At 54.1% G+C, this 21,305-nt stretch carries 23 protein-coding genes, 3 tRNA genes and 1 pseudogene; 25 read left to right on the forward strand and 2 right to left on the reverse strand.

What is annotated here, in order from left to right; genetic code table 11:
- The first annotated feature begins 30 nt into the window (after positions 1-30).
- From WG929_RS19490 to clpX, 15 genes and pseudogenes are all read left to right on the forward strand, one after another.
- On the forward strand, positions 31-498 hold the full coding sequence (locus tag WG929_RS19490) for a NifX-associated nitrogen fixation protein (protein WP_416207413.1): 468 nt from the start codon (positions 31-33) through the stop codon (positions 496-498).
- Positions 499-572: 74 nt separating this feature from the next.
- Positions 573-785 carry a CCE_0567 family metalloprotein gene (locus WG929_RS19495; RefSeq protein WP_369855646.1) on the forward strand — a complete coding sequence of 71 codons (213 nt, stop codon included), beginning with the start codon at positions 573-575 and terminating at the stop codon, positions 783-785.
- Positions 786-973: 188 nt separating this feature from the next.
- Positions 974-1,276 (forward strand): ferredoxin III, nif-specific, encoded by a 303-nt coding sequence (gene fdxB, locus WG929_RS19500; protein ID WP_369855645.1) that lies wholly within the window; start codon positions 974-976, stop codon positions 1,274-1,276.
- Positions 1,277-1,281: 5 nt separating this feature from the next.
- Entirely contained in the window at positions 1,282-1,608 is a 327-nt protein-coding gene (locus tag WG929_RS19505; RefSeq protein WP_369855644.1) for a (2Fe-2S) ferredoxin domain-containing protein, read from the forward strand.
- The gene (locus WG929_RS19510) at positions 1,605-2,009 is read left to right on the forward strand and encodes a hypothetical protein (protein ID WP_416207414.1); all 405 of its coding nucleotides are present in this window, start codon (positions 1,605-1,607) and stop codon (positions 2,007-2,009) included. Before WG929_RS19505 ends, WG929_RS19510 begins: the two co-directional genes overlap by 4 nt.
- Before the next feature lie 712 nt (positions 2,010-2,721).
- A complete protein-coding gene (locus tag WG929_RS19515; protein ID WP_416207415.1) occupies positions 2,722-3,045 on the forward strand; it encodes a HesB/IscA family protein in 324 nt (107 codons plus the stop codon).
- 67 nt (positions 3,046-3,112) lie between these two features.
- The gene (gene nifU, locus WG929_RS19520) at positions 3,113-4,030 is read left to right on the forward strand and encodes a Fe-S cluster assembly protein NifU (protein WP_369855641.1); all 918 of its coding nucleotides are present in this window, start codon (positions 3,113-3,115) and stop codon (positions 4,028-4,030) included.
- A gap of 2 nt (positions 4,031-4,032) precedes the next feature.
- On the forward strand, positions 4,033-5,241 hold the full coding sequence (nifS, locus tag WG929_RS19525) for a cysteine desulfurase NifS (protein WP_369855640.1): 1,209 nt from the start codon (positions 4,033-4,035) through the stop codon (positions 5,239-5,241).
- Between the two features lie 26 nt (positions 5,242-5,267).
- Entirely contained in the window at positions 5,268-6,473 is a 1,206-nt protein-coding gene (nifV, locus tag WG929_RS19530; RefSeq protein ID WP_369855639.1) for a homocitrate synthase, read from the forward strand.
- Positions 6,446-7,237 carry a serine O-acetyltransferase gene (gene cysE / locus WG929_RS19535; protein ID WP_369855638.1) on the forward strand — a complete coding sequence of 264 codons (792 nt, stop codon included), beginning with the start codon at positions 6,446-6,448 and terminating at the stop codon, positions 7,235-7,237. The genes nifV and cysE overlap by 28 nt, the downstream gene beginning before the upstream one ends.
- Before the next feature lie 5 nt (positions 7,238-7,242).
- Positions 7,243-7,791 (forward strand): hypothetical protein, encoded by a 549-nt coding sequence (locus WG929_RS19540; RefSeq protein ID WP_369855637.1) that lies wholly within the window; start codon positions 7,243-7,245, stop codon positions 7,789-7,791.
- 99 nt (positions 7,792-7,890) lie between these two features.
- Entirely contained in the window at positions 7,891-8,229 is a 339-nt protein-coding gene (nifW, locus tag WG929_RS19545) for a nitrogenase-stabilizing/protective protein NifW (protein WP_369855636.1), read from the forward strand.
- A gap of 21 nt (positions 8,230-8,250) precedes the next feature.
- Positions 8,251-8,736: a nitrogen fixation protein NifZ gene (locus WG929_RS19550; RefSeq protein ID WP_416207416.1), complete on the forward strand. Its 486-nt coding sequence runs from the start codon at positions 8,251-8,253 to the stop codon at positions 8,734-8,736.
- Positions 8,733-9,602: a nitrogen fixation protein NifM gene (nifM, locus tag WG929_RS19555; RefSeq protein ID WP_416207417.1), complete on the forward strand. Its 870-nt coding sequence runs from the start codon at positions 8,733-8,735 to the stop codon at positions 9,600-9,602. The genes WG929_RS19550 and nifM overlap by 4 nt, the downstream gene beginning before the upstream one ends.
- A gap of 58 nt (positions 9,603-9,660) precedes the next feature.
- Positions 9,661-10,896: pseudogene (clpX, locus tag WG929_RS19560) on the forward strand (ATP-dependent Clp protease ATP-binding subunit ClpX); the annotation flags it as partial.
- A 489-nt stretch (positions 10,897-11,385) separates the two neighbouring features.
- Here the strand turns inward: clpX and WG929_RS19565 are convergent.
- Positions 11,386-11,928 (reverse strand): flavodoxin, encoded by a 543-nt coding sequence (locus tag WG929_RS19565; RefSeq protein ID WP_416207418.1) that lies wholly within the window; start codon positions 11,926-11,928, stop codon positions 11,386-11,388.
- A gap of 790 nt (positions 11,929-12,718) precedes the next feature.
- Entirely contained in the window at positions 12,719-13,726 is a 1,008-nt protein-coding gene (locus tag WG929_RS19570; RefSeq protein ID WP_416207419.1) for an adenosine kinase, read from the reverse strand.
- Between the two features lie 172 nt (positions 13,727-13,898).
- Here WG929_RS19570 and WG929_RS19575 point away from each other — a divergent pair, with 172 nt between their 5' ends.
- From WG929_RS19575 to WG929_RS19620, 10 genes are all read left to right on the forward strand, one after another.
- Positions 13,899-15,026 carry a potassium channel family protein gene (locus tag WG929_RS19575; protein WP_416207420.1) on the forward strand — a complete coding sequence of 376 codons (1,128 nt, stop codon included), beginning with the start codon at positions 13,899-13,901 and terminating at the stop codon, positions 15,024-15,026.
- Between the two features lie 135 nt (positions 15,027-15,161).
- Positions 15,162-15,461, forward strand: coding sequence for a hypothetical protein (locus tag WG929_RS19580; protein ID WP_416207421.1), 300 nt, complete (start codon positions 15,162-15,164; stop codon positions 15,459-15,461).
- A gap of 129 nt (positions 15,462-15,590) precedes the next feature.
- Positions 15,591-17,822, forward strand: a complete 2,232-nt coding sequence (locus WG929_RS19585) for a TonB-dependent receptor (protein ID WP_416207422.1) — start codon at positions 15,591-15,593, stop codon at positions 17,820-17,822.
- A gap of 199 nt (positions 17,823-18,021) precedes the next feature.
- Positions 18,022-18,978 carry a bifunctional biotin--[acetyl-CoA-carboxylase] ligase/biotin operon repressor BirA gene (gene birA / locus WG929_RS19590; protein WP_416207423.1) on the forward strand — a complete coding sequence of 319 codons (957 nt, stop codon included), beginning with the start codon at positions 18,022-18,024 and terminating at the stop codon, positions 18,976-18,978.
- On the forward strand, positions 18,959-19,672 hold the full coding sequence (locus WG929_RS19595) for a type III pantothenate kinase (RefSeq protein ID WP_369855627.1): 714 nt from the start codon (positions 18,959-18,961) through the stop codon (positions 19,670-19,672). Before birA ends, WG929_RS19595 begins: the two co-directional genes overlap by 20 nt.
- Positions 19,645-20,304, forward strand: a complete 660-nt coding sequence (locus WG929_RS19600; protein ID WP_416207424.1) for a hypothetical protein — start codon at positions 19,645-19,647, stop codon at positions 20,302-20,304. The genes WG929_RS19595 and WG929_RS19600 overlap by 28 nt, the downstream gene beginning before the upstream one ends.
- Before the next feature lie 100 nt (positions 20,305-20,404).
- Positions 20,405-20,488, forward strand: a tRNA-Tyr gene (locus WG929_RS19605).
- Positions 20,489-20,562: 74 nt separating this feature from the next.
- Positions 20,563-20,636: transfer RNA gene (locus tag WG929_RS19610), tRNA-Gly, on the forward strand.
- 13 nt (positions 20,637-20,649) lie between these two features.
- Positions 20,650-20,725, forward strand: a tRNA-Thr gene (locus tag WG929_RS19615).
- A 90-nt stretch (positions 20,726-20,815) separates the two neighbouring features.
- A partial coding sequence (locus WG929_RS19620) for a GTP-binding protein (protein ID WP_416207425.1) occupies positions 20,816-21,305 on the forward strand: 490 nt, incomplete at its 3' end.

Consider the following 21,305-nt stretch of genomic DNA (forward strand, 5'->3'; position numbering starts at 1 on the left):
CGCCACCACTACATCCTCAGGAGAAATACCATGAACGACACCGTCATTGATGCGGACAACGCCCAGCTTGCCAACCCGCTGGTTCGCCAGGTTGTGGTGCAATTACGCGCCATGGACAGCTATGGCACCTACGACACCTGGAGTGACGACAAGGTGCTGGATCCGATGATCCTGACCAAAGCTCGTCGTCGTGAAATTCCGGTGGTAGGCGACCCGGATGAGACCACCGTGGCGCGGATCAAGGCGTACTACAACGCCCTGTCCACCACCATTGAAAAAGAATCCGGACTGATGGCAGTGCCTGTCATCAACATTACGCACGAGGGTTTCGGCCGCGCCATGATTATCGTTGGCAAACTGGTGGTGCTGGATAAAGTCCTGCGTGATGTGCACCGCTTCGGGTTTGATTCGCTCGAAAAAATGATTGAAGAGATTGAAAAACTCAGCAGCAAGGCAGTAGCCCTGATCAATGATCACCGGGTTGTTGCCGAAATGTAAACCACCAAGGCCACAGCATGCCGTGGCCTAACATAAGCACTTTATTTAAGCATTTTATTAACGGAGGACAATCCATGACTCCCGAAGAGATCAAGGCGCTGAAAAAAGCCGCCAGTACCCAAAAACGTATCGCCACCGAAATTGCATCAAAAATCCATGACGTGGTTGAAGATACTTACTGGACTGAGTACGAGACATTGCCCGCCCTGGCTCAGGAAGCCATTGCTGCCTGCGAAGCCTGGAAGGCGGCCCAGGCAGCGTACGACGAGGTTGCAGAAACCGCATAAGCATGAATGTGTTGTGGACGTACCCAGAACCAGAGTCATCCGCGAGTTTAACGGGCCAGAGAGTCTGAACCTTGTCGGTAACAGGATTGAAGCATGTGTTTGTCGCACATGTTTGCAGAGGCGTACCTCCGGGGCGCCCAAAAAAGAACAAACAACCGTGATTAGCCATTAACCAGAGGAGATCGGCCATGACTGACACCATCGTTGGCCGCACACGGGGCGGTGAAGAGTGGACGCCCGAATTTGTTACCGCACTGAACCCGATGACCTGCATCGGCTGTGGCCGTTGCTACAAGGTATGCCCGCGCGATGTCTTCGACCTCGTTGATCGCGCTGATGTGGTTGATGCCGAAGACGACGATGATTTTTACGATGATGACGACGAGATGAAGGTGATGACCATCGCTAATGCAGATGACTGTATCGGTTGTGTCTCCTGCGCTCGTGTTTGTCCCAAAAATTGTCATACACATGAACCGCTAGCGGGGTAACCACCATGCCAAAACCGGAATTTCACGTATTTGTTTGCAGCCAGCAGCGCCCGGCGGGGCACCCTCGATCCAGCTGTGGTGAAAAGGGCGCAGGCCCGATGATGCAGGCCTTTTCCGAACGACTGATCGCCAAGGGACTGTTCAACAAGGTGTCGCTGGTGGCTACCGGTTGTCTGGGGCCATGCCGGGCTGGAGCCAATGTGCTGGTGTACCCTGGTGGTACGCTGTATATGCAGATCACGCCAGCAGATGTTGATCAGATCATAGATCAGCATCTGGTCGCCGGGGAACCCTGGCTCGACAAGGTGGCTCCGGACGAGGTGTGGCAATGAGCCTGATGGCAACCCCAAAAAGCCCCGGTACAATCACCGGGGTGGTGGCGGAACGGCTGGCCGAGGAGGCCGACCGTATCGCCGCTATGCAGCAGGCATTACTGGCGGAGCTGGCCAAGATGGACTTGATGGAACAAGGCTCGGGTATCATGGATGCCTTTGATGTCGCCGAGATTCGCATCGATCCGTATGATCAGACCGAATCGTTGCAGTGCTATTGGAAAACGCCGTTGGGGATGAACCAGGGAAGCATGCAGTTGCGGCCAGGTGGTCAGCTGTTTGCCGAATACGATGTGCTGTGTGTGCACCCACAAAAACCGGCTTGGTTTATTGAAGCGGTGACTGGCTGGGGGCGGCCGGGTGCGATCAGAACCGAGTTGCGACTGATTCCGCTGCCCTGAGACGATAATCCTGCCGCTTCAACGCCGCCGCCCGTCGGGACAACCTGTTATGGTTGTCCGCAGCGGCGAATGTTGTTTCCCCTCGCTATCGTCAACGTGGTGCGCCTTGTACCCGAATTTGTACCCGAATGTGGGAATAAAACCTGGCCTGACGACACCGCGACACATTAATCAAACCACTCGCTACTTCTTACTCAACTGTGTCATCGGGCATCACTCCTGGTTTGTCTGCAGCGGTGCAGTCTGTTTGTCCACGTCATCGTGATCGCCATCATTATTGCCATTATCTCCATTGTTATGGCCGTTAACCTTGCACCATGGCTTGAGAACAAGATCAGGCCTGACAGCATCGCGACAACCCATCAAACGGCTACGTATTCAACACCATTGGTCAGGAAAATCCACTGCGGTTATCTGTTGCGACGGAGTCTCTGGCGAGGGTCTTGGCATGGCGGATACAGAGTTCAGGTGCGGAGTACTGTGGTGCCGTGCAAACCCAACATAAGGTCTTGTCGTAACTGCGACAAAGCCTTGCATACGTGGTGTTCGCTACATCATTTCAATCCCGACATTGTCTTTAACTATATGAATTTTAAATGTTTTTTATGTGTAATTTGCGTGGCATATCGATTGCATTTTCTCTTCAGGCAACACTTTTCGCCCAGCTCCAGTCTTCGCTGGGAGCGGCCGCAGCCACAGGAGGCAACATCTCATGATCACGATGACCGATAGCGCAATTTCCGCAGTTCGCCGTTTTATGCAGTCCACTGAGGCCCCGATGGCGGGACTTCGCATCAAGGTCGAAGGTGGCGGCTGTTCCGGCTTTCAATATGGCATGAAGCTGGAAGAGAGTGTGACCCAGGGCGATGAGGTACTGGATTTTTCCGGCCTTACTGTGCTGGTGGATGAAAACAGCGCAGCGCTGCTGGACGGCGTTACGGTGGATTTTGTGGATGGCTTTGAAGGCAGTGGCTTTAAGTTTGAAAACCCGAATGCATCCAACAGTTGTGGTTGCGGCAAATCATTCAGCGCCTGATTTCAGCCGCTGATCCATATCCGATCCAGACCAGCCGCAATCAGGCATCGATACCAGGAGCAGAATTATGTGGGATTACTCTGAAACCGTTAAAGAACATTTCTACAACCCCAAAAACGCCGGTTCGGTCGCCGAGGCGAACGCCGTTGGCGACGTGGGTTCCATCAGTTGTGGCGACGCCTTGCGTCTGACCCTGAAAGTCGAACCAGAGACCGAGATCATTCTGGAAGCTGGCTTCCAGACCTTTGGTTGTGGTTCTGCCATCGCATCATCTTCGGCACTGACCGAGATGGTAAAAGGTAAGACTCTGGATCAGGCGCTGGAAATCAGCAATCAGGATATCGCTGACTTTCTCGACGGCTTGCCGCCAGAAAAAATGCACTGCTCAGTCATGGGCCGCGAAGCCTTGCAAGCAGCGGTGGCCAATTATCGCGGAGAAGTGTGGGCCGATGATCACGAGGAAGGCGCGCTGGTATGCAAGTGCTTCGCCATTGATGACGTGATGATTCGCGACACCATCAAGGCCAATAATCTCAGTACGGTGGAAGAAGTCACCAACTACACCAAGGCCGGTGGTGGTTGTTCTTCTTGCCACGAAGGCATTGAGAACATTCTTTCGGAAGAATTGGCCGCCCGTGGTGAAAGCTTTACTCCCGGCGCGATCGGTAAAAAAGAAGGCATCGTTAACCTGGCGCCAAAAGCCGCTCCAGAACAGCCCGGCAAATTAAGCACCGTGCAGCGCATCCTGAAAATTCAGCAGGTGCTGGAAGGTCTGCGTCCAGCCTTGCAGGCGGACGGTGGCGATGTGGAGTTGCTGGATGTGGAAGGCCGGAATATCTACGTCAAACTGGTAGGAGCCTGCTCCGGTTGTCAGATGGCTGCCATGACGCTGGGCGGCGTACAGCAAAAGCTGATCGAAGAACTGGGTGAGTTTGTCAAAGTGATCCCTCACACCGAACGTCCCGTTGAAATTGCAGGAGTCTGATCATGGCTGATATTTACCTCGACAATAACGCTACCACCATGTGCGATCAGGAAGTAGTGGACGCTGTGATGCCGTATTTTAGCGAGCAGTTTGGCAACCCGTCATCCATGCACAGCTTTGGTAACAAGGTCGGATTCGCGATCAAAGCGGCCCGTAAAAGTGTCCAGAACATACTCGGTGCCGAGCACGATTCTGAAATCATTTTCACCTCTTGCGGCTCTGAGTCGGATTCCACTGCCATTCTGTCGGCATTAAAAGCTCAGCCAGAACGCAAGGAAATCATCACCACGGTGGTGGAGCATCCAGCGGTACTGAATCTGTGTGATTACCTGGCAACGGAAGGGTACACCGTGCACAAACTGGCAGTCGATGACAAAGGCCGGCTGGATCTGGATGAATACAAAAAGCTGCTGAGTGACCAGGTGGCGATTGTTTCAGTGATGTGGGCCAACAATGAAACCGGCACTATCTTCCCGGTACTGGAAATGGCGCAAATGGCGGATGACGCCGGGGTGCTGTTTCATACCGATGCTGTGCAAGCGGTTGGCAAGATCCCGATGAACCTGCAAGACACCTGCATTCACATGCTATCGCTGTCCGGGCACAAGTTACACGCCCCCAAAGGTGTTGGTGTGTTGTACCTGCGTCGCGGAGTGCGATTCCGTCCCTTGTTACGTGGTGGCCATCAGGAACGCGGTCGTCGTGCCGGTACGGAAAACACCGTTGGCATCGTGGGCCTGGGCAAGGCCTGTGAGTTGGCGATGGAGCACATGGAATATGAAAACACTGAGGTCGCGAAACTGCGTGACCGCTTGCAGGAAGGCATCCTGGCAGTTGTCCCGCACTCCTTCGTCACTGGTGATCCAACCAATCGCCTGCCCAACACGCTGAACATTGCCTTCGAGTACATCGAAGGGGAAGCCATCCTGTTGCTGATGAATAAGGCCGGTATTGCCGCGTCGTCTGGTTCCGCCTGTACCTCTGGTTCGCTGGAACCTTCTCATGTGATGAAGGCGATGGGTATTCCTTATACCGCCGCCCACGGCACGGTGCGTTTTTCGCTCAGTCGTTACAACACACCGGAAGAAATCGAACGGGTGATCGAAGCAGTGCCTCCCATTGTGGCCAAGTTACGCAAATTGTCTCCTTATTGGAGTGATAACGGTCCGGTGGAAAATCCTGAGCAGGCATTTGCGCCTGTTTATGCCTGAGTCAAGTTGATAGCGGGAGCGACACCATGACCACAGCACCTCCAGCCATTGTAATAGATGACACCACCCTGCGTGATGGCGAGCAGAGCGCCGGGGTTGCCTTTACAGCTGATGAAAAGCTGGCGATTGCCAGTCATCTGGCGGCGATGGGGGTACAGGAACTGGAAATCGGGATTCCTGCCATGGGGGATGAAGAGCGGGAGGTGATGCAAGCCATTGCCGAGCTTCGACTTCCCTCACGGCTGTTAGCCTGGTGTCGCTTGTTTGATCAGGATCTGGAAGCTGTTCGTGGCCTGGATGTGGATATGGTGGATTTGTCGATTCCGGTATCGGATCAGCAGATTACCCACAAACTGGGCCGGGATCGTCGCTGGGTGGAGGGACAGGTAGAGCGCCTGGTGGCCAAAGCCAGAGACGAAGGTTTTGCAGTCTGTCTCGGCTGTGAGGATGCTTCACGGGCCGATGCCAATTTTATTGCCCGGCTGGCTGATATTGCCACGCGGGCCGGGGCTCAACGTCTGCGCTTTGCCGATACCGTCGGGATCATGCAGCCATTTTCTGTACTGGAGACCATGCGTACCCTGCGCAGCCGTACAGATCTGGAGCTGGAAATGCACGCCCACGACGACTATGGCCTGGCAACGGCCAATACCCTGGCCGCAGTGATGGGTGGTGCAACCCATATCAACACCACGGTGAATGGTCTGGGTGAGCGGGCGGGAAATGCTCCGTTGGAAGAATGTGTGCTGGCCTTGAAACACTTGCATCAGATCGACAGCGGTGTGAACACCCTGTTGATGCCAGGATTGTCAGCTCTGGTGGCGCAGGCATCCGGTCGCAGCGTCAGCTGGAATAAAAGCATCGTGGGGGCCGGGGTGTTTACCCATGAGGCTGGTATTCACGTTGATGGTCTGATCAAGGATCCCTTGAATTATCAGGGACTCGATCCACTAGAACTGGGTCGTCAGCATCAGATGGTGCTGGGTAAACACTCTGGCAAACATGGATTGATCCGGGCTTATCAGGACATTGGGATTGAGTTGCTGAGCTGGCAGGTGCCACTGCTGTTGCAGCAGCTGCGGATTCTGGTGACACGCTCCAAACAGGTACCATCGGCCAGTCAGCTGATGGAATTGTATCTCGCACTGGAACCGGTAATGAGTCACAGCCGTCCGGCCAGCGGCCAGACAGAGGAGGTCAATGTATGTCAGTTGCATCCGATAGCCAGCTAACCACATCACAATCGTTATGGTCACAGTGGCGTGAAGATATCGCCAGCGTTTTTGAGCGTGACCCGGCAGCCCGTACCACTTTTGAAGTGTTGACCACCTATCCCGGTGTTCACGCTCTGATTCTTCACCGTATTTCTCACCGGCTGTGGCTGCGAGGCTGGCGCTATGGTGCCCGTTGGTTGTCGTTTTTTGCCCGACTGGTCAGCAACGTTGATATTCATCCTGGAGCCACGATCGGGGCACGTTTTTTTATTGACCACGGTGCTGGTGTTGTTATCGGTGAAACCGCCGTCGTTGGTGATGACGTCACCCTCTACCACGGCGTTACCCTTGGCGGCACCAGCTGGAACAAGGGCAAGCGTCATCCAACGCTGGGTGATGGCGTCATGGTTGGTGCAGGCGCCAAGATTCTCGGCAATATTACCGTCGGTAATGGCAGTCGGGTGGGTGCTAACTCAGTGGTGGTGGAAGATGTTCCTGATCGCTGCACGGTGGTGGGCATTCCAGGAAAAATCGTCAAATTACGCGAAGCCGGGTTACTCAACCCTTACGGTATTGATCTTGACCATCACCTGATTCCTGATCCTGTTGGCAAGGCCATCAGTTGTCTGCTGAGCCGGATTGATCTGTTGGAGTCGCGCCTCGACAGTCGCGACGCCAGTGAGCGCTACAGCCAGTGCGAAACGGATAACCAGATTTGTGAACAGGACTGTCCCGGAGGCCAGGTCGTCAAGGTGCGGCAGTCGTTGGGAAGCGTGAGGTAAACAGGATGGATTTGCAGGATTTCAAAGGTCAGGGGATGTACTTCGACGAGCCGCTGAGTGCGGACGTTGAAGAGCTGATGAACCGCGCAGCACAGGCTTATGGCGACGGTGATGCGGAAGAATATTTGCAACAAGCTTACGCCTTGGCACCCGGTCATATGACCGTGTTGGTAGGACTGTACCGGTTTTATTACTACCAACACCGACTGCCGGAAGCGATTGAAGTCGCCTACAAAGTCATGGCCGGCATTGCTCCAGGAATCGGTTTTCCGGATCACTGGGAAAAGCTGACTTTTACCCACCTGGCGAATGGCGTGCTGGAGTCCTTTACACGGGTACGCTTTTACCTGTTGGCACTGAAGGGAGCGGCTTACCTGACGCTGCGTCTGGGTGATATGGCGGAAGGTGTGCGGATGTTGAACAAGGTGGTGGAGTTTGATACCAGCGACCGGCTGGGCGCACGCTCACTGTTGCAATCCATCGGCCCGGCTGTGGTGGTGAATAACACCTCAGCAGCGACAACAGAGACAGAAGAACACGCAGCAAGCGACTGACTCGCTGTGATAACCGTTGGACATTCCTGATCCGTCAGGTCAGGAGCGTTCAATCCATGCTGATTGATGATGAGAGCTACCTAACAGAGGGGTAACGCTATGGAACTGCAAGACGAACTGAGCCTGGATGACGCATTGGATGAGTTGGTGTCGGCCGAGGATTTTCTGGAGTACTTCGGCGTACCTTTTGATTCAACCGTAGTGCATGTGAACCGGCTGCACATCATGCAGCGTTATCACGATTACCTGAGTCAGAGTGAAGACTCGATGGCAACACACCTGGGTAACGACGAGGCGTTACGCTCTGTCTACCGGACGTTACTTGAGCGCGCCTATTCGGATTTTGTTGAGTCCGATGCGCTGACGGAAAAAGTGTTCAAGGTATTCCGCATGCATGAACCGCAAACCGGCTTTGTACCATTGGACAGCCTGCTGTAATCCAAGCAGAAGGAGGGGCCTGTGAAACCTGCCTATGAATATGGCGATGAAGTAAGGCTGATTCGCAACGTCCGTAACGATGGAACCTACCCCGGCAAGGAGGTCGGGGAGATGTTGATCCAACGAGGTGCCATCGGTTGTGTTTATGACGTTGGCACTTACTTGCAAGATCAGCTGATTTATCGGGTGCACTTCCTGGACACCGGCACGACCGTCGGCTGTCGTGAGGAAGAACTGATCGCGGCCGACGCACCCTGGATCAGTAATCGCTTTGAATTTCGTGATGCCGTTATTTCCACCGTATCGATGTCGAGTCAGGGAGAGACCATCGTGCAGCCTGGTGATCTGGGTGAGGTAGAAAAGGTGATTCGTGAAGAGGGCGCGCTGTTTTATCACGCCCGCTTTCATAGTCGTACTTTTCGGGTGCCGGAAGAGGCGCTTGAAGCGCCCGAGCAGGAGCGGAGTGCAGATACTGCCGACCCACAACAGGTCGGAGGTGGAGCATGAGTGCACTGGCCCGACCTCGCCAAAACGCTGGCGTAACGCTAAACGGCTACCGTGAGCTGCGTATTGCGGGTGAGCAGTTTGGCTGCTCGCCACATCAACTGACGCAGGATCAGACCCAGCAGTTACAACGTATTGCCAGCAACGAACTGGCGCTGGAACAGCTGGTACTGACCAGCCCGGAAGCGGCGCAGGTGAGTGTCCCTGCCTCACAACTTGAGGCAGCGTTGGATCAGATTCGTCAACGTTATGAATCCGATGCCCAGTTTGAAGAAGCGCTGGAACAGAACGGTTTGGCAACGGTCGATTTACGTGACGGGCTATTGCGCGAACTCACCGTCGAGGCCGTGATGGAACTGGTGGGCAGCCGTGGTGTACACGTTGATGATACCGAAGCAACGCTGTTTTATTACCTGCATCCTGAACGCTTCGAAAAACCCGAGACCCGCACCGCCCGGCATATTCTGATCACGGTGAATGACGGTTTTGCCGAGAACGAACGTGGTGCTGCTTATCAGCGTTTGCAAGATATTACCCGCCGCGTGCAACGTTCTCCCAAGCGTTTTGCCGAGCAAGCGTTAAAACATTCAGAATGCCCTACCAGCCTGAATGGCGGTTTGCTGGGAGAAATCCGGACAGGAACCTTGTTTCCTGAACTCGACAGCGCCTTGTTTTCGATGGCGGAAGATGAGCTGCGGGGACCGATTGAAAGCGAACTGGGCTGGCACCTGTTGTGGTGTGAAAAGATACATCCCGCCACACTGATGCCGCTGGATGAGGTACTGCCTCGTCTGCAAGAAGAATTGCAGCAGCGCCAGAACAAGCGTACCCAGAAACTCTGGCTGAAACAGCGCGCCGCCAGCGTCTGAGTCGATTACCTGCCGCGCCGGGCATTGTCGGCGCGGCGCACTGATCCAGGAGGTCACCATGGCAGACAGCCCAAGTTCCAGCTCCGCCCAACCCACATGCTCATTCTGCGGGATTGAAAAGTCCCCCCAGATTCCTCTGATTGCCGGTAACTATGGCCATATTTGCGAGCAATGCGTGAAGCTGGCCTACCAGGTCGTCAGTAGCTGGGGACGGCGTACCAACAACCCGTCCGAGCCAGAATTAAAAACGCCGCTGGCGATCAAGGATTTTCTTGATGAATACATCATTGGTCAGGATGAGGCCAAAAAAACGCTGTCAGTGGCGGTCTACAACCATTACCTGCGGTTGAAATTCCAGGATGGCCAATCCGAATCCAGGATTCCGCTCAATGGCGGCAACGACATGGTGGAATTGGAAAAGTCCAATATCCTGCTGGCCGGGCCGTCCGGTACGGGTAAAACCTTGCTGGTAAAAACCCTGGCGCGGATCATTGGCGTGCCCTTTGTCATTGGCGATGCAACCACTCTGACCCAGGCTGGCTACGTGGGAGAAGACGTCGACAGCTTGCTCAAGCGTTTGCTGGAAGCGGCAGAAGGTGATGTTCAACAGGCCCAGTGGGGTATTGTCTATATTGATGAGATCGACAAAATTGCCCGTCGCGGCGGTGGTGGTGCCAGCGCTCGCGATGTGTCTGGTGAAGGAGTGCAGCAGGCGCTACTGAAAATGGTCGAAGGCAGCGAAGTACGTATTTCCAAATCCGGCCGCCGGGAAGGTGGGGAGGAAGTGGTACTGAACACCCAGAATATTCTGTTTATCGTCGGCGGAGCCTTCCCTGGACTGGCTGAATTGATCAGCAAGCGCTTGCAACCCCCCAAATCCGGTATCGGCTTCAGCGCGCCCATCAATACCGCCACCACCATCAGTAATGAACAGTTACTGGCGGCGTTGCAGCCAGATGATTTGCTGCAGTTTGGGCTGATCCCTGAGTTCATCGGTCGTTTTCCCGTGATTACTTTCCTGCAGGATCTGGACGTAGACAGCCTGAAGCGCATCCTCACGGAACCAAGAAACGCCCTGACCAAACAATACCGTCAGCTGTTTGCGTTTCAGAATGTCGGTCTGGAATTTACCGATGATTCTCTGACCTTTATCGCCAAGGAAGCGGTCAAGCGTGGCACGGGTGCCAGGGGCTTGAGAGGGATGATGGAATCCATGCTGCTTTCAACCATGTTTGATCTGCCATCCCGCGCCAATCTGAAATCCTGTACTGTACAGATCTCGGGTGAGGAAGAGGCGGCGCAACTGAGCGTGCGGGAAGAGTTTGGTGATGGTGAAGTACTGCAAGAGCCGTTGCCAACGCCGGTGGTACCCGTTGAAGCCGAAGGGTTGGCTGAGCCATCAGCATCCCGTAGTGGGCAAGCGTTATCCTGAACAGCAGTTCCGCTTCCCGTTATTTTCAGTCTGTATGTACTGGTACGGATGGGGCGTTATCCCCAGCCGTACCGGTAGCCCTCTAGTAACAAGCCCCGTCTCCTTCAAAGCAGCCTCTTATTTCTGTAATAGTAACTACAAAAAGTAACTACAAAACAGTAACTCGGATCAACTCGGTCATGGGAGTTTGGCCACAGGAGAAAACAGCACTGCTGTTGCAGTGGGGAAGGGAAGCAGAGAGCAGCAGGGGGAGTGGCAGGGAATAGAATCGGGAGAGGGGATAGAGAATGTAAAAAGGCACGGCCAGTGGGGATTACTGGCCATGCAAGGCTTCGAGGAAGGAAAGCAAACTTACAGTGGCAAGCCAAACTCAGGGGCAATCTGGCTTAACCAGGCATTCAGTCGCTCTTCGGTTAATCCGGCCTGGTTATCCAGATCGAGTGCTAGACCAACAAACTTGTCATCAATGACGGCCGCAGATTGTTCAAACTCGTAGCCGTCGGTCGGCCAACTTCCAACCAGTTTAGCGCCACGCTCGGTGAAAAATTCGTGTAGCTCGCCCATCGCGTCAAGGAACTCATCCGGGTAACCGACCTGATCACCAAGGCCATAGATCGCTATGGTTTTGCCGCTGAAATCCATCTCTTCAATTTTAGGTAAAAATTCTTCCCAGCTTTCTGCATCACAGTCTGAAGACAGGCCCGGTAACTCGCCGTCACCCAGGGTCGGAGTGCCGATCAAGAGATATTCGTAGCTGGCAAACGCATCCGCTTCAGATTTATTGACGTTGAGCGGTGCGGCCATTATTTCGTCGTCGAATTTCTTTTTGATCATCTTGGCAACCTTGCGGGTTTTGCCTGTATTGCTGCCGAAAAATAGCCCGATTTTGGCCATGCGTTTTCTCCTGTTGGGACGGTAAATAGGCGCTTGCCGTTGATCGCTTCAGATGTGCAAAACGACTGTCGCTAATAACGGGGTTTTTGCAGGCGTTGTGCCAATTTGTCTGTACTGTAAGTGGCTGAATTTATAAGAGTTTTTTATTGGGTCTAAGTGGTTGTCGGGAATGCTACAGACTCAGTGAGTAAATCTTCCCGACCTTGTGGCTTTTCTTACAAACGCCCACCAGACGAGTAACGGTCAATCTTGGCATCAGATATACAGAGTTATAAGGCTCTGATCCTCAAGTTAATCAGTGGTTACCCACAGGTGTTGTGTATAAGTTTTTAAGGATGGCATGTTTTTTGGCAGAAAATTAGCCGATGTTAGCCGTGTTAGATAAAACGGTTATATCACTGTTGAAGTCTTTTAAAATATAATGGAAACAATAGGTTACAGGATTTTTTTAAGGTTCCTCTGGTAGCTTTTAAAGATTATGGAATAAGCCTGATTGCGATATAACCAATGAATATTGGTATTTTGTGTTTCAGATGAGATGGGTTTTATGAAAATAATGTTGCAGACTATCCACAGTTTTTGTGGATAACTTTGGGTGTAAGTTGACAAAAAATCCGCTCAGGCGTGATGGGAGGCCGCACAATGTCAGATTGTGCAAATTTTGACCACTTTCGACTGGATGACCTGTTGCCGCATGTCATCGTCAGCTTGCGGCCACGCTCCTCGGTTATGTGGGCCGTTGGCCTGCATTGCCGAGGAGCCGTCCGGGCTCCCGGATTTTTGGCTGGGATTACGAGGGCTGCTGTTGCTTGAGAGCGGCTTTTAATGGTTCGTGCTGATTGGCATCAAGGCGGGGTCCAAACTGGCTAACCACTTGTGCGGAAGCCGCCGCTGCCAGACGACCTGCGGCCGCAAAATCATGGCCATGGGTCAGGGCGTAGAGAAAGGCTCCGGCAAACATGTCACCAGCCCCATTGGTATCGACCGCGGTGACACTGTGCGGCGCAATGTGGTGCAATTGTTTCCCATCCCAGGCCAGGGCACCGTCTTGGCCACAGGTAACAGCAAAGGTACGGGCTGTGGCTTTCAGTGCCTCAATGGCTGCATCCAGCGTTGTGGTTTCAGTCAGCAATTGGGCTTCCTGCTTGTTACAGAACAACAGATCGACGCCGTCGCCGAGAATTTCCACTATGCCGCTGCGGAAGTATTGCACCATGGCTGGGTCGGAGCAGGTCATGGCAATCTTGACGCCGTGTTTACGGGCCAGTTCGCGTACCTGGATGGCGGCGGCGCGGGAGGTGTCACCAGTGACCAGATAGCCTTCTATATACACGTAATCCGAATCAGCAATGGCGTCTTCATTGATGTGGCGGGCGTGGAGATCGGAGGTGATGCCGAGGTAGGTGTTCATGGTGCGTTCGGCATCCGGGGTTACCATGACCAGACACTTGCCGGTGGTGCCGCTTTCGCGGTCGCTGCCGAGGTTGGTCGCAACACCGGCAGCCTTGAGGTCGGTGACATAAAAATCACCGGATTCGTCGTTGGCGACATTGCAGGTATAGAAAGTTTTGGCACCGAAGTAGCTGGCACCAATAATGGTGTTGGCGGCGCTGCCACCACAGGCGCGTTTTTTTAGCCCATAGGCTTCCGTCAGTAGCTCCAGTAACCCGGCCAGTTGCTCTTCGTCGATCAGGGTCATCAGACCTTTTTCGATGCCTGCCTTGGTAAAAAAGGCATCATCGACTTCGAATTCTTTGTCGACCAGTGCGTTGCCAATGCCGTAAATGTGATATCCCATGGTGTGTCTCATGTTGTGTCAAAGAGGCGTTCAGTGTAACAAATGCCTGGGGTGACGGGTGACGGGTGACGGGGCACTGTTTGCGGCGGCACAAGATATCCGGGCCGATGTTATTGTGGGCGAGACAAGCGTGCGACTCCCGCCTTCCATGGTTTACGTTTATGATGCTGCGATGAATTCCGTTACCCGTTTTATCCGTCATCACCAACGCATTCGTCATGCGGTGTATCAGACCGAAGCCAATATTCTTCGGGCCATGCTCCGCACCTCATCGATTCTGATGCTGTTTGTTGGCATCCATACCCTGGCGATGGTCTGGCTGGAACACATGTCGCTATGGCAGGCCTTCTGGCTGACGCTGACCACGCTGGCGACGGTGGGTTATGGGGATGTTGCAGCACGGACACCGATGGGACAGCTGACGACGATTGTATTGATGTATGGTTGTGGCATCACGCTGATGACGTTTTTGATCAGTGATTATGTCGATTTTCGAATTGCACGGCGGGAGCGTATCCGCACCGGACACTGGGACTGGAACATGGCTGAACATATTCTGATTATTAACGCCCCGAAGTATAACCACGAAGCCTATTTTCTGCGGATGGTGAACCAGATTCGCGAAAGTGGCGAATATACCGATATGCCCATCATGTTGCTGAATCAGGACTTTGCCGATGGCTTGCCAGACAGTCTGCGTCGACTGGGAGTGGTGCATGTGACGGGTCTGGCGAGTCGGCCGGATGACCTCGTGCAGGCGGGAGCTGAACGGGCGCGGCATATTGTGGTGCTGTCGCGGGATGAATATTCGTCTGACAGTGACAGCTACACCTTTGATGTTTGTTATCGCCTGTATGAACACCATCTCGGCCCACGGGTGATCGCTGAAGTGGTGGATGATGCCAACCGGCCACGTTTGCGTGATCTGCACATCAAAACGCTGTTGCGTCCGATCCGTTCGTATCCGGAAATTATTGTCCGGGCGATGGTGGCGCCGGGAGTGGAGCTGATTATTGAAGACATGTTTACCCATGCCAATGACCATGCGGTGCGTTATCCTGTCTGGCTGGAGGGCGAACGTTGGGCCGATGTGGTGAATGCGATTGTGCAGAGTAATCTGGGTACACCGCTGGCGTTTGTGTCAAAAGATGGCGAGGTATTCACTCACCCGGATGGCGATGAGCGCATACATGCACAGTCGATCATTGTCTTGGTTCATACCGAAAAAACCCCCTCTGTGCGTGATATTCAGCGCGCGATTGAAGTCCACTTCAATATCAAACTGGCAACTCTGGAGTAGGCGAGACGTTTGGACAGCACCGGCTGCTGACTGTTTACAACAGGGGTCGTATTCGGCAGACTGTGCACACCCTGTGATCTTATAACATTCCTTTCATGACATTGCGTTCTATTGGCCTGGCCGGGGAGCGTGTTGTTGTTTTATCGGTCAGTCATGCCGCGTTTTCGCCGTTCATCACGATTAGCCTTGTTGCTCATCCTGTTGCTGCTGTTGCTGGCCAGTGCCCAGAGTGTGCACGAACTGCTGCTGCACCACGCCCCGGGGGAGCAGTGTGATCTTTGTCGTCTGACTCCAGACGTCAATAGTCCAGTGCCTCCTGCGGCGTTGTTTGTTCTGGCGCTGACACGTAATCCTGCACCAGATGTGGTCATGCCACACTGGCTGCCAGCTCCCCCACCTCCTGTCGGCTCTGCCCGCGCCCCGCCTGTTGGGTGATGTCTTCTCGCAAGCGTTGTTGGAATAACCCGCAGCGCAGCTAACACCAATTCAGATTTTGTCACGCGCCAGGTGCGGTGGCATGGCTATCTCTGTGCCATCTCGATGGCACAACAACAGGAATGGGAAATGCAAAAATATCATCTTGCACAAGCGATAGCTGTCGCTTGTGGCGCGGGAGCGGGTCTGATCACGGTGCCGTCTGCGGCAGACGAGCAGGCAAGTGGCATGAACAGCATGAGCGGTGTGGTTGAAGAAATCGTCGTCAAGGCCTCGCCATTACAAAAAAGCCCGGCGGAGCTGGCGCAGTCATCCCTGGTCTTGTCGGAACAGACGTTACAACGACAGCGGGAAGCAACACTGGGAGCAACTCTGGCGAATCAGCCTGGCATCAGTGCCAGCAGCTTTGGGGCGGCGGTCAGTCGTCCGGTAATTCGTGGGCTGGGAGGATCGCGGGTACAGATACTGGAAGATGGTATGGCGGCGGTGGATGCGTCGACCATCAGCCCGGATCATGCCGTCGCTGTACATATGCACGGCGCCCAGCAAGTGGAAGTGTTACGTGGCCCAGCGGCGCTGTTGTATGGCAGCGGTGCACTGGGTGGTGTGGTCAATGTGGTGGGTGAGGTTGCGCACGATCCGTCGCAGGATAGCGAGACCCGACTCAACCTCGATTACAGTACCGTTAACCATGGTAAAACGGTGGGACTGGAGCACCATCAGTACTCTGAATCCCTGGACTGGCATATCGACGCTAGTCAAATGTCGGCAGATGAATACCGAGTGCCAGCCGATGGTGGCGAAGTACATCAGGAAGAGGATGGATCGCTGGAATATCACCGGGCTGAAGCGGCCACTCTGGATAACTCGGATATTGATCATAGTCGTGAACTGGGGCTGGGTGGGCAGTATCGCTTTGATAATGGCCATGTGGGTGTCTCCGTCGGGTATCTGGATTCCGCTTTTGGTTTGCCTGGGCATAGCCATGACGACGAGGATGCTGAAGAAGCAGATACCGCAGCCGAAGAAGAGGGGGATGCCAGGGTGGATCTGGAACAGTGGCGTTTGCATCTGGAGGGCTACTGGGAAAGCCCGATTGTCGCAGTCAAGTCGATCAGTACCCATCTTGCCTATACCGATTATCAGCACAGTGAAGGACACACCGGTGGTCACGATCATGATGAGGCTGATACGGGCGCGGCAGAAGAAACACCTGAGCACGGCATGACCACCTTTAAGCGCAAGGTAACGGATGTTCGTATTGAGCTGACGCTGGAGGAGCTTGCGGGTTGGCAGCAGGTTGTTGGCGGACAAGGCAGCAGCCAGGATTTTTCAGCCTTGGGAGACGAAGCGTTGGTGCCGGAAACTGCGACACAAACGCTGGCACTGTTCTGGATGGGCGAGCGTATGCTGGGTGACTGGTCGGTGGAGCTGGGCAGTCGTCTGGACTATACCCGTATTGATCCGGAAGGTGGGCTGGCCTTGCAAGAGGACGATACCTCTTCGGTCTGTGGCATGACCGCTACTGACTATCAGCGTCAGGAGTTTTCGGATGTATCGCTGTCGCTGGGGTTGATCCGTGATTTCATGCTGGGCAACTCCGAAGGTTGGCAGTTTGCCAGTTCATTGACCTCGGCACGTCGTGCCCCAGCAGCTGAGGAGCTGTATTCTTGCGGTGCCCATGACTCGACACTGGCTTATGAAATCGGCAACCCTGAACTGACCTCAGAGCAAGCACTGAATGTTGATCTGGGAATTCGCAAGGGGGCCGGTGACTGGCAAGGCAGCCTGAGTCTTTATCGCAATCGTATCAATGACTATATATACAGCGATGCCCAGACCGATGCCGCAGGCTGGTTGCTGGTGGATGATTTGCAGGCTTATCGTTTCGAACAGGCGGATGCCGTGTTGCAAGGTGCGGAGTTGCAAGTGTTCTGGCAGCTACAGGAGAGCCTGCGCTGGTCGTGGCTGGCTGACCGGGTGCGTGGTGAATTCCGTGCCGGCGGCTATCTGCCCAGAATGCCCGCCGATCGTTTGGGTACCGGGCTGGATTGGCAGCAAGATGCTATTAACGGTGACGGCTGGAATGGCTTTGTTTTGCTGACCCGCAACTTCCGTCAGAACCGTCTGGCGCAGTATGAAACGGAGAGCAGTGGTCTCAGTGAAACCGCTACCGCCGCCTTTACCTTGCTGAATGCTGGTGTTGGTTATGCTGCACAACTAACAGACTGGCGCTGGCAAGTGGATCTGAAGGGTAGCAACCTGTTGGATGAAACGGTTCGCTACCATACCTCCTATGTGAAAGACCAATTCCCTCAGCCTGGTAGAGGCGCGTCGCTGGGACTTACGGTTTCGTTCTGAGTCGTTGTTTCCCCTGTCACCAGACCGATTCCGGTCTGGTTCTGCTTTTCTGCTTGTCCGTCTTGCTTCTCTGTGTGGGTCAGCGTGCTGGCGCTGCGAATCTTCTGGGATCATCTATTACTCGTGCAGAGCTGTGCAGGATTAAATAGATGATCCCTTCTGCTATAGTCGCTGCGTTATTTAGCCGGAGTTCGTGCCAATGCTCAGTCAGTTACTGGCATTACTGTCCGATGGTCGTTTTCATTCCGGGGACGATCTGGGGCAAGTACTGGGGGTCAGTCGGGCCGCCATATGGAAACAGATGAAGAAGCTGGACGAGCTGGATATTCCATATTCTTCCGTCAAGGGCAAGGGCTACCGTCTGCAGGATGCCATCGAATTACTTGATCAGGCGGCGATTGAAGCCCAGCTTGCTATCCGGCTGGATCGTCTTGATATCTTGCTGGATGTGGACTCCACCAATAGCTGGTTATTTGAACGAGCGCCCGATCATCTGGGTAAACGTTATGCCGTACTGGCCGAAAAACAGCACAATGGTCGCGGCCGGCGTGGCCGTCATTGGGTGAGTCCATTTGGCAAAAATATCTATCTGTCGTTGCTGGTGACCTTGCCAGGTACTCTGGCGGAGCAGGAGGGCCTCAGCTTGATGATCGCCATTGCGCTGGAAAAGGCGCTGGTAGCTCTGGGTATTGATGGTGCTGGGCTGAAATGGCCTAACGATGTGTATATCGATGGCAAGAAGGTTGCCGGTATCTTGCTGGAAGGGTGTCAGACGCAACCTGGATTTTGCCAGATTGTTATCGGCATCGGCCTTAATCTGGCATTGAGTGAACAGGATGCCGAACGTATCGAGCAGCCCTGGACGGCGTTGCGCCAATATCGCCCCAATTTGTCGCGAAACACCGTTGCCGCCACCCTGCTGCAACAGCTGAACTGGGCGGTGGATGAATTCCAGCGTGAAGGCTTTGGCCCATGGATGACTTATTGGGCTGAGCGAGATATTTTTTATCGCAAGGATGTTGTGTTGAGCGGAATTGCCGAACCCCGCCACGGTGTGGTCAAGGGTGTGAATCGCAAAGGGGAATTGCTGCTGCAAACCACGCGCGGTATTGAAGTGGTCATCGCAGGAGAGTTGAGTGTCCGTCCTGTTAATTGATGCGGGGAATACCCGTATAAAATGGCGCTATCAAGGCGATGATGGCGCTGTTCATCGTGGCGGCTGTGCCCATGCCGATGTCGCTGCCCAGCAATGGCCGGCCGTTGATCGGGCATTGGTTGCCAGTGTTCATGATAATCCCGGTTTGCACCGACAACTGCATCAGCAGTTTGCTGAGCGGCTGGTCTGGCTGTCGCACCCGCTGCTTGACCATGACCACTTTCGGCATTGTTACTCCCATCCTGAGCGGCTTGGCGTCGACCGCTGGTTGGCGATGCTGGGAGCTCGCAAGCATAGTGATGCCGATTTGTTGGTCGTTGATGCGGGGACTGCCCTGACCGTTGATTTTCTGTCGTCAGACAATCAGCATGAAGGTGGTTTTATTGTGCCGGGACTCACATTGGCACAGCAGGCACTCTGGCAAAATACCGAACGCGTACGCCCTTATCAGGACGAGGTTGCCAGCGAACAACTGCAACCAGGCCGTGATACTGTGCAATGTGTCACCGCCGGGATCCGGCGCCAGCAGATTGCTTTTGTTCGTAGTGTGCTGGATGACTTTACCGGCTATGTCCCCTTGTTTACCGGTGGTGATGGCGAGTGGCTGGCTGTAGCAATGGACGTGCCTTATTGGCCTGAGCTTATCTTTGACGGACTGGATACCTTATGCGCTGGATATTTTTCTGCCTGGTAGCAGGCAACCTGCTGGCTTTGATTGTTTACTGGCAACAGCAATCACCAACGCCGGTTAATACGTCTGCAGACCTTGAAATTGCGTCAGGGCAACGACTGACGCTGGTGTCGGAGGCGGCGGTCACACTGCCCAAGGCGAAGGACTCACAGAGCCGGATGAATAAGGGTACCAAACGCTGTTTTGTGCTCGGCCCTTATCAGGATGAGCTGGATGCACGCCATGCTCGGGCTCGGGCTGAAGCGCTGGGGATGGCCGGTAGAACGACCAAAACAGAATTGCCCGGCGGGGAACCGCGTGAATTCTGGGTGCATGTACCACCGCGTGCCAGCCGGGATGCGGCAATCCGGGTGCTGAAGGAATTACAGCGCCGTGGCATCGATAGTTACATCATCACCAAGGGTGAGCTGTCCGAGGGGGTTTCGCTGGGACTGTTCCGTCAGCGTGAGTCTGCGGAACAGTTGGTGGAGCGGGTGAAAAAATACGCTATCCCGGTTGCTGTTCGGGAGGTTCGGGACATCGCAGAAGAGTTCTGGTTTGAAGTCCCGGTGATGGATGAATTTGGTGAGCGCTTGCGGCAGCGAGTCATGGCGGATGATCGCGGTGTCTCCTGGCAAATGAGCCAGTGCGAGTGATAACGCTCGCCCGTCATAACCGGAATCAACAAAAAAAATGATGTAAATAACAAAAAGTGTTGACAGCTCTGGGGTGCAGTCATATATTACGCGCCACTTCGGTGGGGTTCCCGAGCGGCCAAAGGGATCAGACTGTAAATCTGACGCGAAAGCTTCGCTGGTTCGAATCCAGCCCCCACCACCAATATTCAGAATCAACGCAATGTCGATGATTTGACAGGAGCGAGGCCTGTGGTTCCGGTTTCGGCCTGAAGGTTCGCGGGTATGGTACAATGGTAGAACCTCAGCCTTCCAAGCTGATGATGCGGGTTCGATTCCCGCTACCCGCTCCAGATTACTAGTTTTGCTGATATAGCTCAGGCGGTAGAGCGCATCCTTGGTAAGGATGAGGTCCCCAGTTCGATTCTGGGTATCAGCACCATTGAATTAAATTGCAGAAAGGTGGGCTGATGCCTGCCTTTTTGTGCATCTGTCGGTCTGAAATCTACTACCACGTAAGAGAGAGAAGGTCATGGCTAAGGCAACGTTTGAACGTTCCAAACCCCACGTAAACGTAGGTACTATTGGTCACGTTGACCATGGTAAAACCACTCTGACTGCGGCTCTGACTCGCGTATGTGCTGAAGTATGGGGCGGCGCAGCCGTTGCATTCGACGGTATCGACAACGCACCAGAAGAGCGTGAGCGCGGTATCACCATCTCAACTTCTCACGTTGAGTACGAATCTCCAAACCGTCACTACGCGCACGTAGATTGCCCAGGACACGCGGATTATGTGAAAAACATGATCACCGGTGCTGCGCAGATGGACGGAGCGATCCTGGTATGTGGTTCCACTGACGGCCCAATGCCGCAGACTCGTGAACACATCCTGCTGTCTCGTCAGGTAGGTGTCCCTTACATCCTGGTATTCCTGAACAAGGCCGACCTGCTGGCTGAAGACTGCGGTGGCGCAGACTCAGAAGAATACGCAGAGATGCTGGAACTGGTCGAAATGGAAC

This window comes from Oceanobacter antarcticus (genome assembly GCF_044962685.1).
Taxonomy (GTDB): Bacteria; Pseudomonadota; Gammaproteobacteria; order Pseudomonadales; family Oceanobacteraceae; genus Oceanobacter; species Oceanobacter antarcticus.

Bases quoted from the DNA above. Each gene is read 5' to 3' on its own strand.
- WG929_RS19490 (WP_416207413.1), top strand. From the start codon at position 31: ATGAACGACACCGTCATTGATGCGGACAACGCCCAGCTTGCCAACCCG.
- WG929_RS19495 (WP_369855646.1), top strand. From the start codon at position 573: ATGACTCCCGAAGAGATCAAGGCGCTGAAAAAAGCCGCCAGTACCCAA.
- fdxB (WP_369855645.1), top strand. From the start codon at position 974: ATGACTGACACCATCGTTGGCCGCACACGGGGCGGTGAAGAGTGGACG.
- WG929_RS19505 (WP_369855644.1), top strand. From the start codon at position 1,282: ATGCCAAAACCGGAATTTCACGTATTTGTTTGCAGCCAGCAGCGCCCG.
- WG929_RS19510 (WP_416207414.1), top strand. From the start codon at position 1,605: ATGAGCCTGATGGCAACCCCAAAAAGCCCCGGTACAATCACCGGGGTG.
- WG929_RS19515 (WP_416207415.1), top strand. From the start codon at position 2,722: ATGATCACGATGACCGATAGCGCAATTTCCGCAGTTCGCCGTTTTATG.
- nifU (WP_369855641.1), top strand. From the start codon at position 3,113: ATGTGGGATTACTCTGAAACCGTTAAAGAACATTTCTACAACCCCAAA.
- nifS (WP_369855640.1), top strand. From the start codon at position 4,033: ATGGCTGATATTTACCTCGACAATAACGCTACCACCATGTGCGATCAG.
- nifV (WP_369855639.1), top strand. From the start codon at position 5,268: ATGACCACAGCACCTCCAGCCATTGTAATAGATGACACCACCCTGCGT.
- cysE (WP_369855638.1), top strand. From the start codon at position 6,446: ATGTCAGTTGCATCCGATAGCCAGCTAACCACATCACAATCGTTATGG.
- WG929_RS19540 (WP_369855637.1), top strand. From the start codon at position 7,243: ATGGATTTGCAGGATTTCAAAGGTCAGGGGATGTACTTCGACGAGCCG.
- nifW (WP_369855636.1), top strand. From the start codon at position 7,891: ATGGAACTGCAAGACGAACTGAGCCTGGATGACGCATTGGATGAGTTG.
- nifM (WP_416207417.1), top strand. From the start codon at position 8,733: ATGAGTGCACTGGCCCGACCTCGCCAAAACGCTGGCGTAACGCTAAAC.
- WG929_RS19565 (WP_416207418.1), bottom strand. From the start codon at position 11,928: ATGGCCAAAATCGGGCTATTTTTCGGCAGCAATACAGGCAAAACCCGC.
- WG929_RS19570 (WP_416207419.1), bottom strand. From the start codon at position 13,726: ATGGGATATCACATTTACGGCATTGGCAACGCACTGGTCGACAAAGAA.
- WG929_RS19575 (WP_416207420.1), top strand. From the start codon at position 13,899: ATGAATTCCGTTACCCGTTTTATCCGTCATCACCAACGCATTCGTCAT.
- WG929_RS19585 (WP_416207422.1), top strand. From the start codon at position 15,591: ATGCAAAAATATCATCTTGCACAAGCGATAGCTGTCGCTTGTGGCGCG.
- birA (WP_416207423.1), top strand. From the start codon at position 18,022: ATGCTCAGTCAGTTACTGGCATTACTGTCCGATGGTCGTTTTCATTCC.
- WG929_RS19600 (WP_416207424.1), top strand. From the start codon at position 19,645: ATGCGCTGGATATTTTTCTGCCTGGTAGCAGGCAACCTGCTGGCTTTG.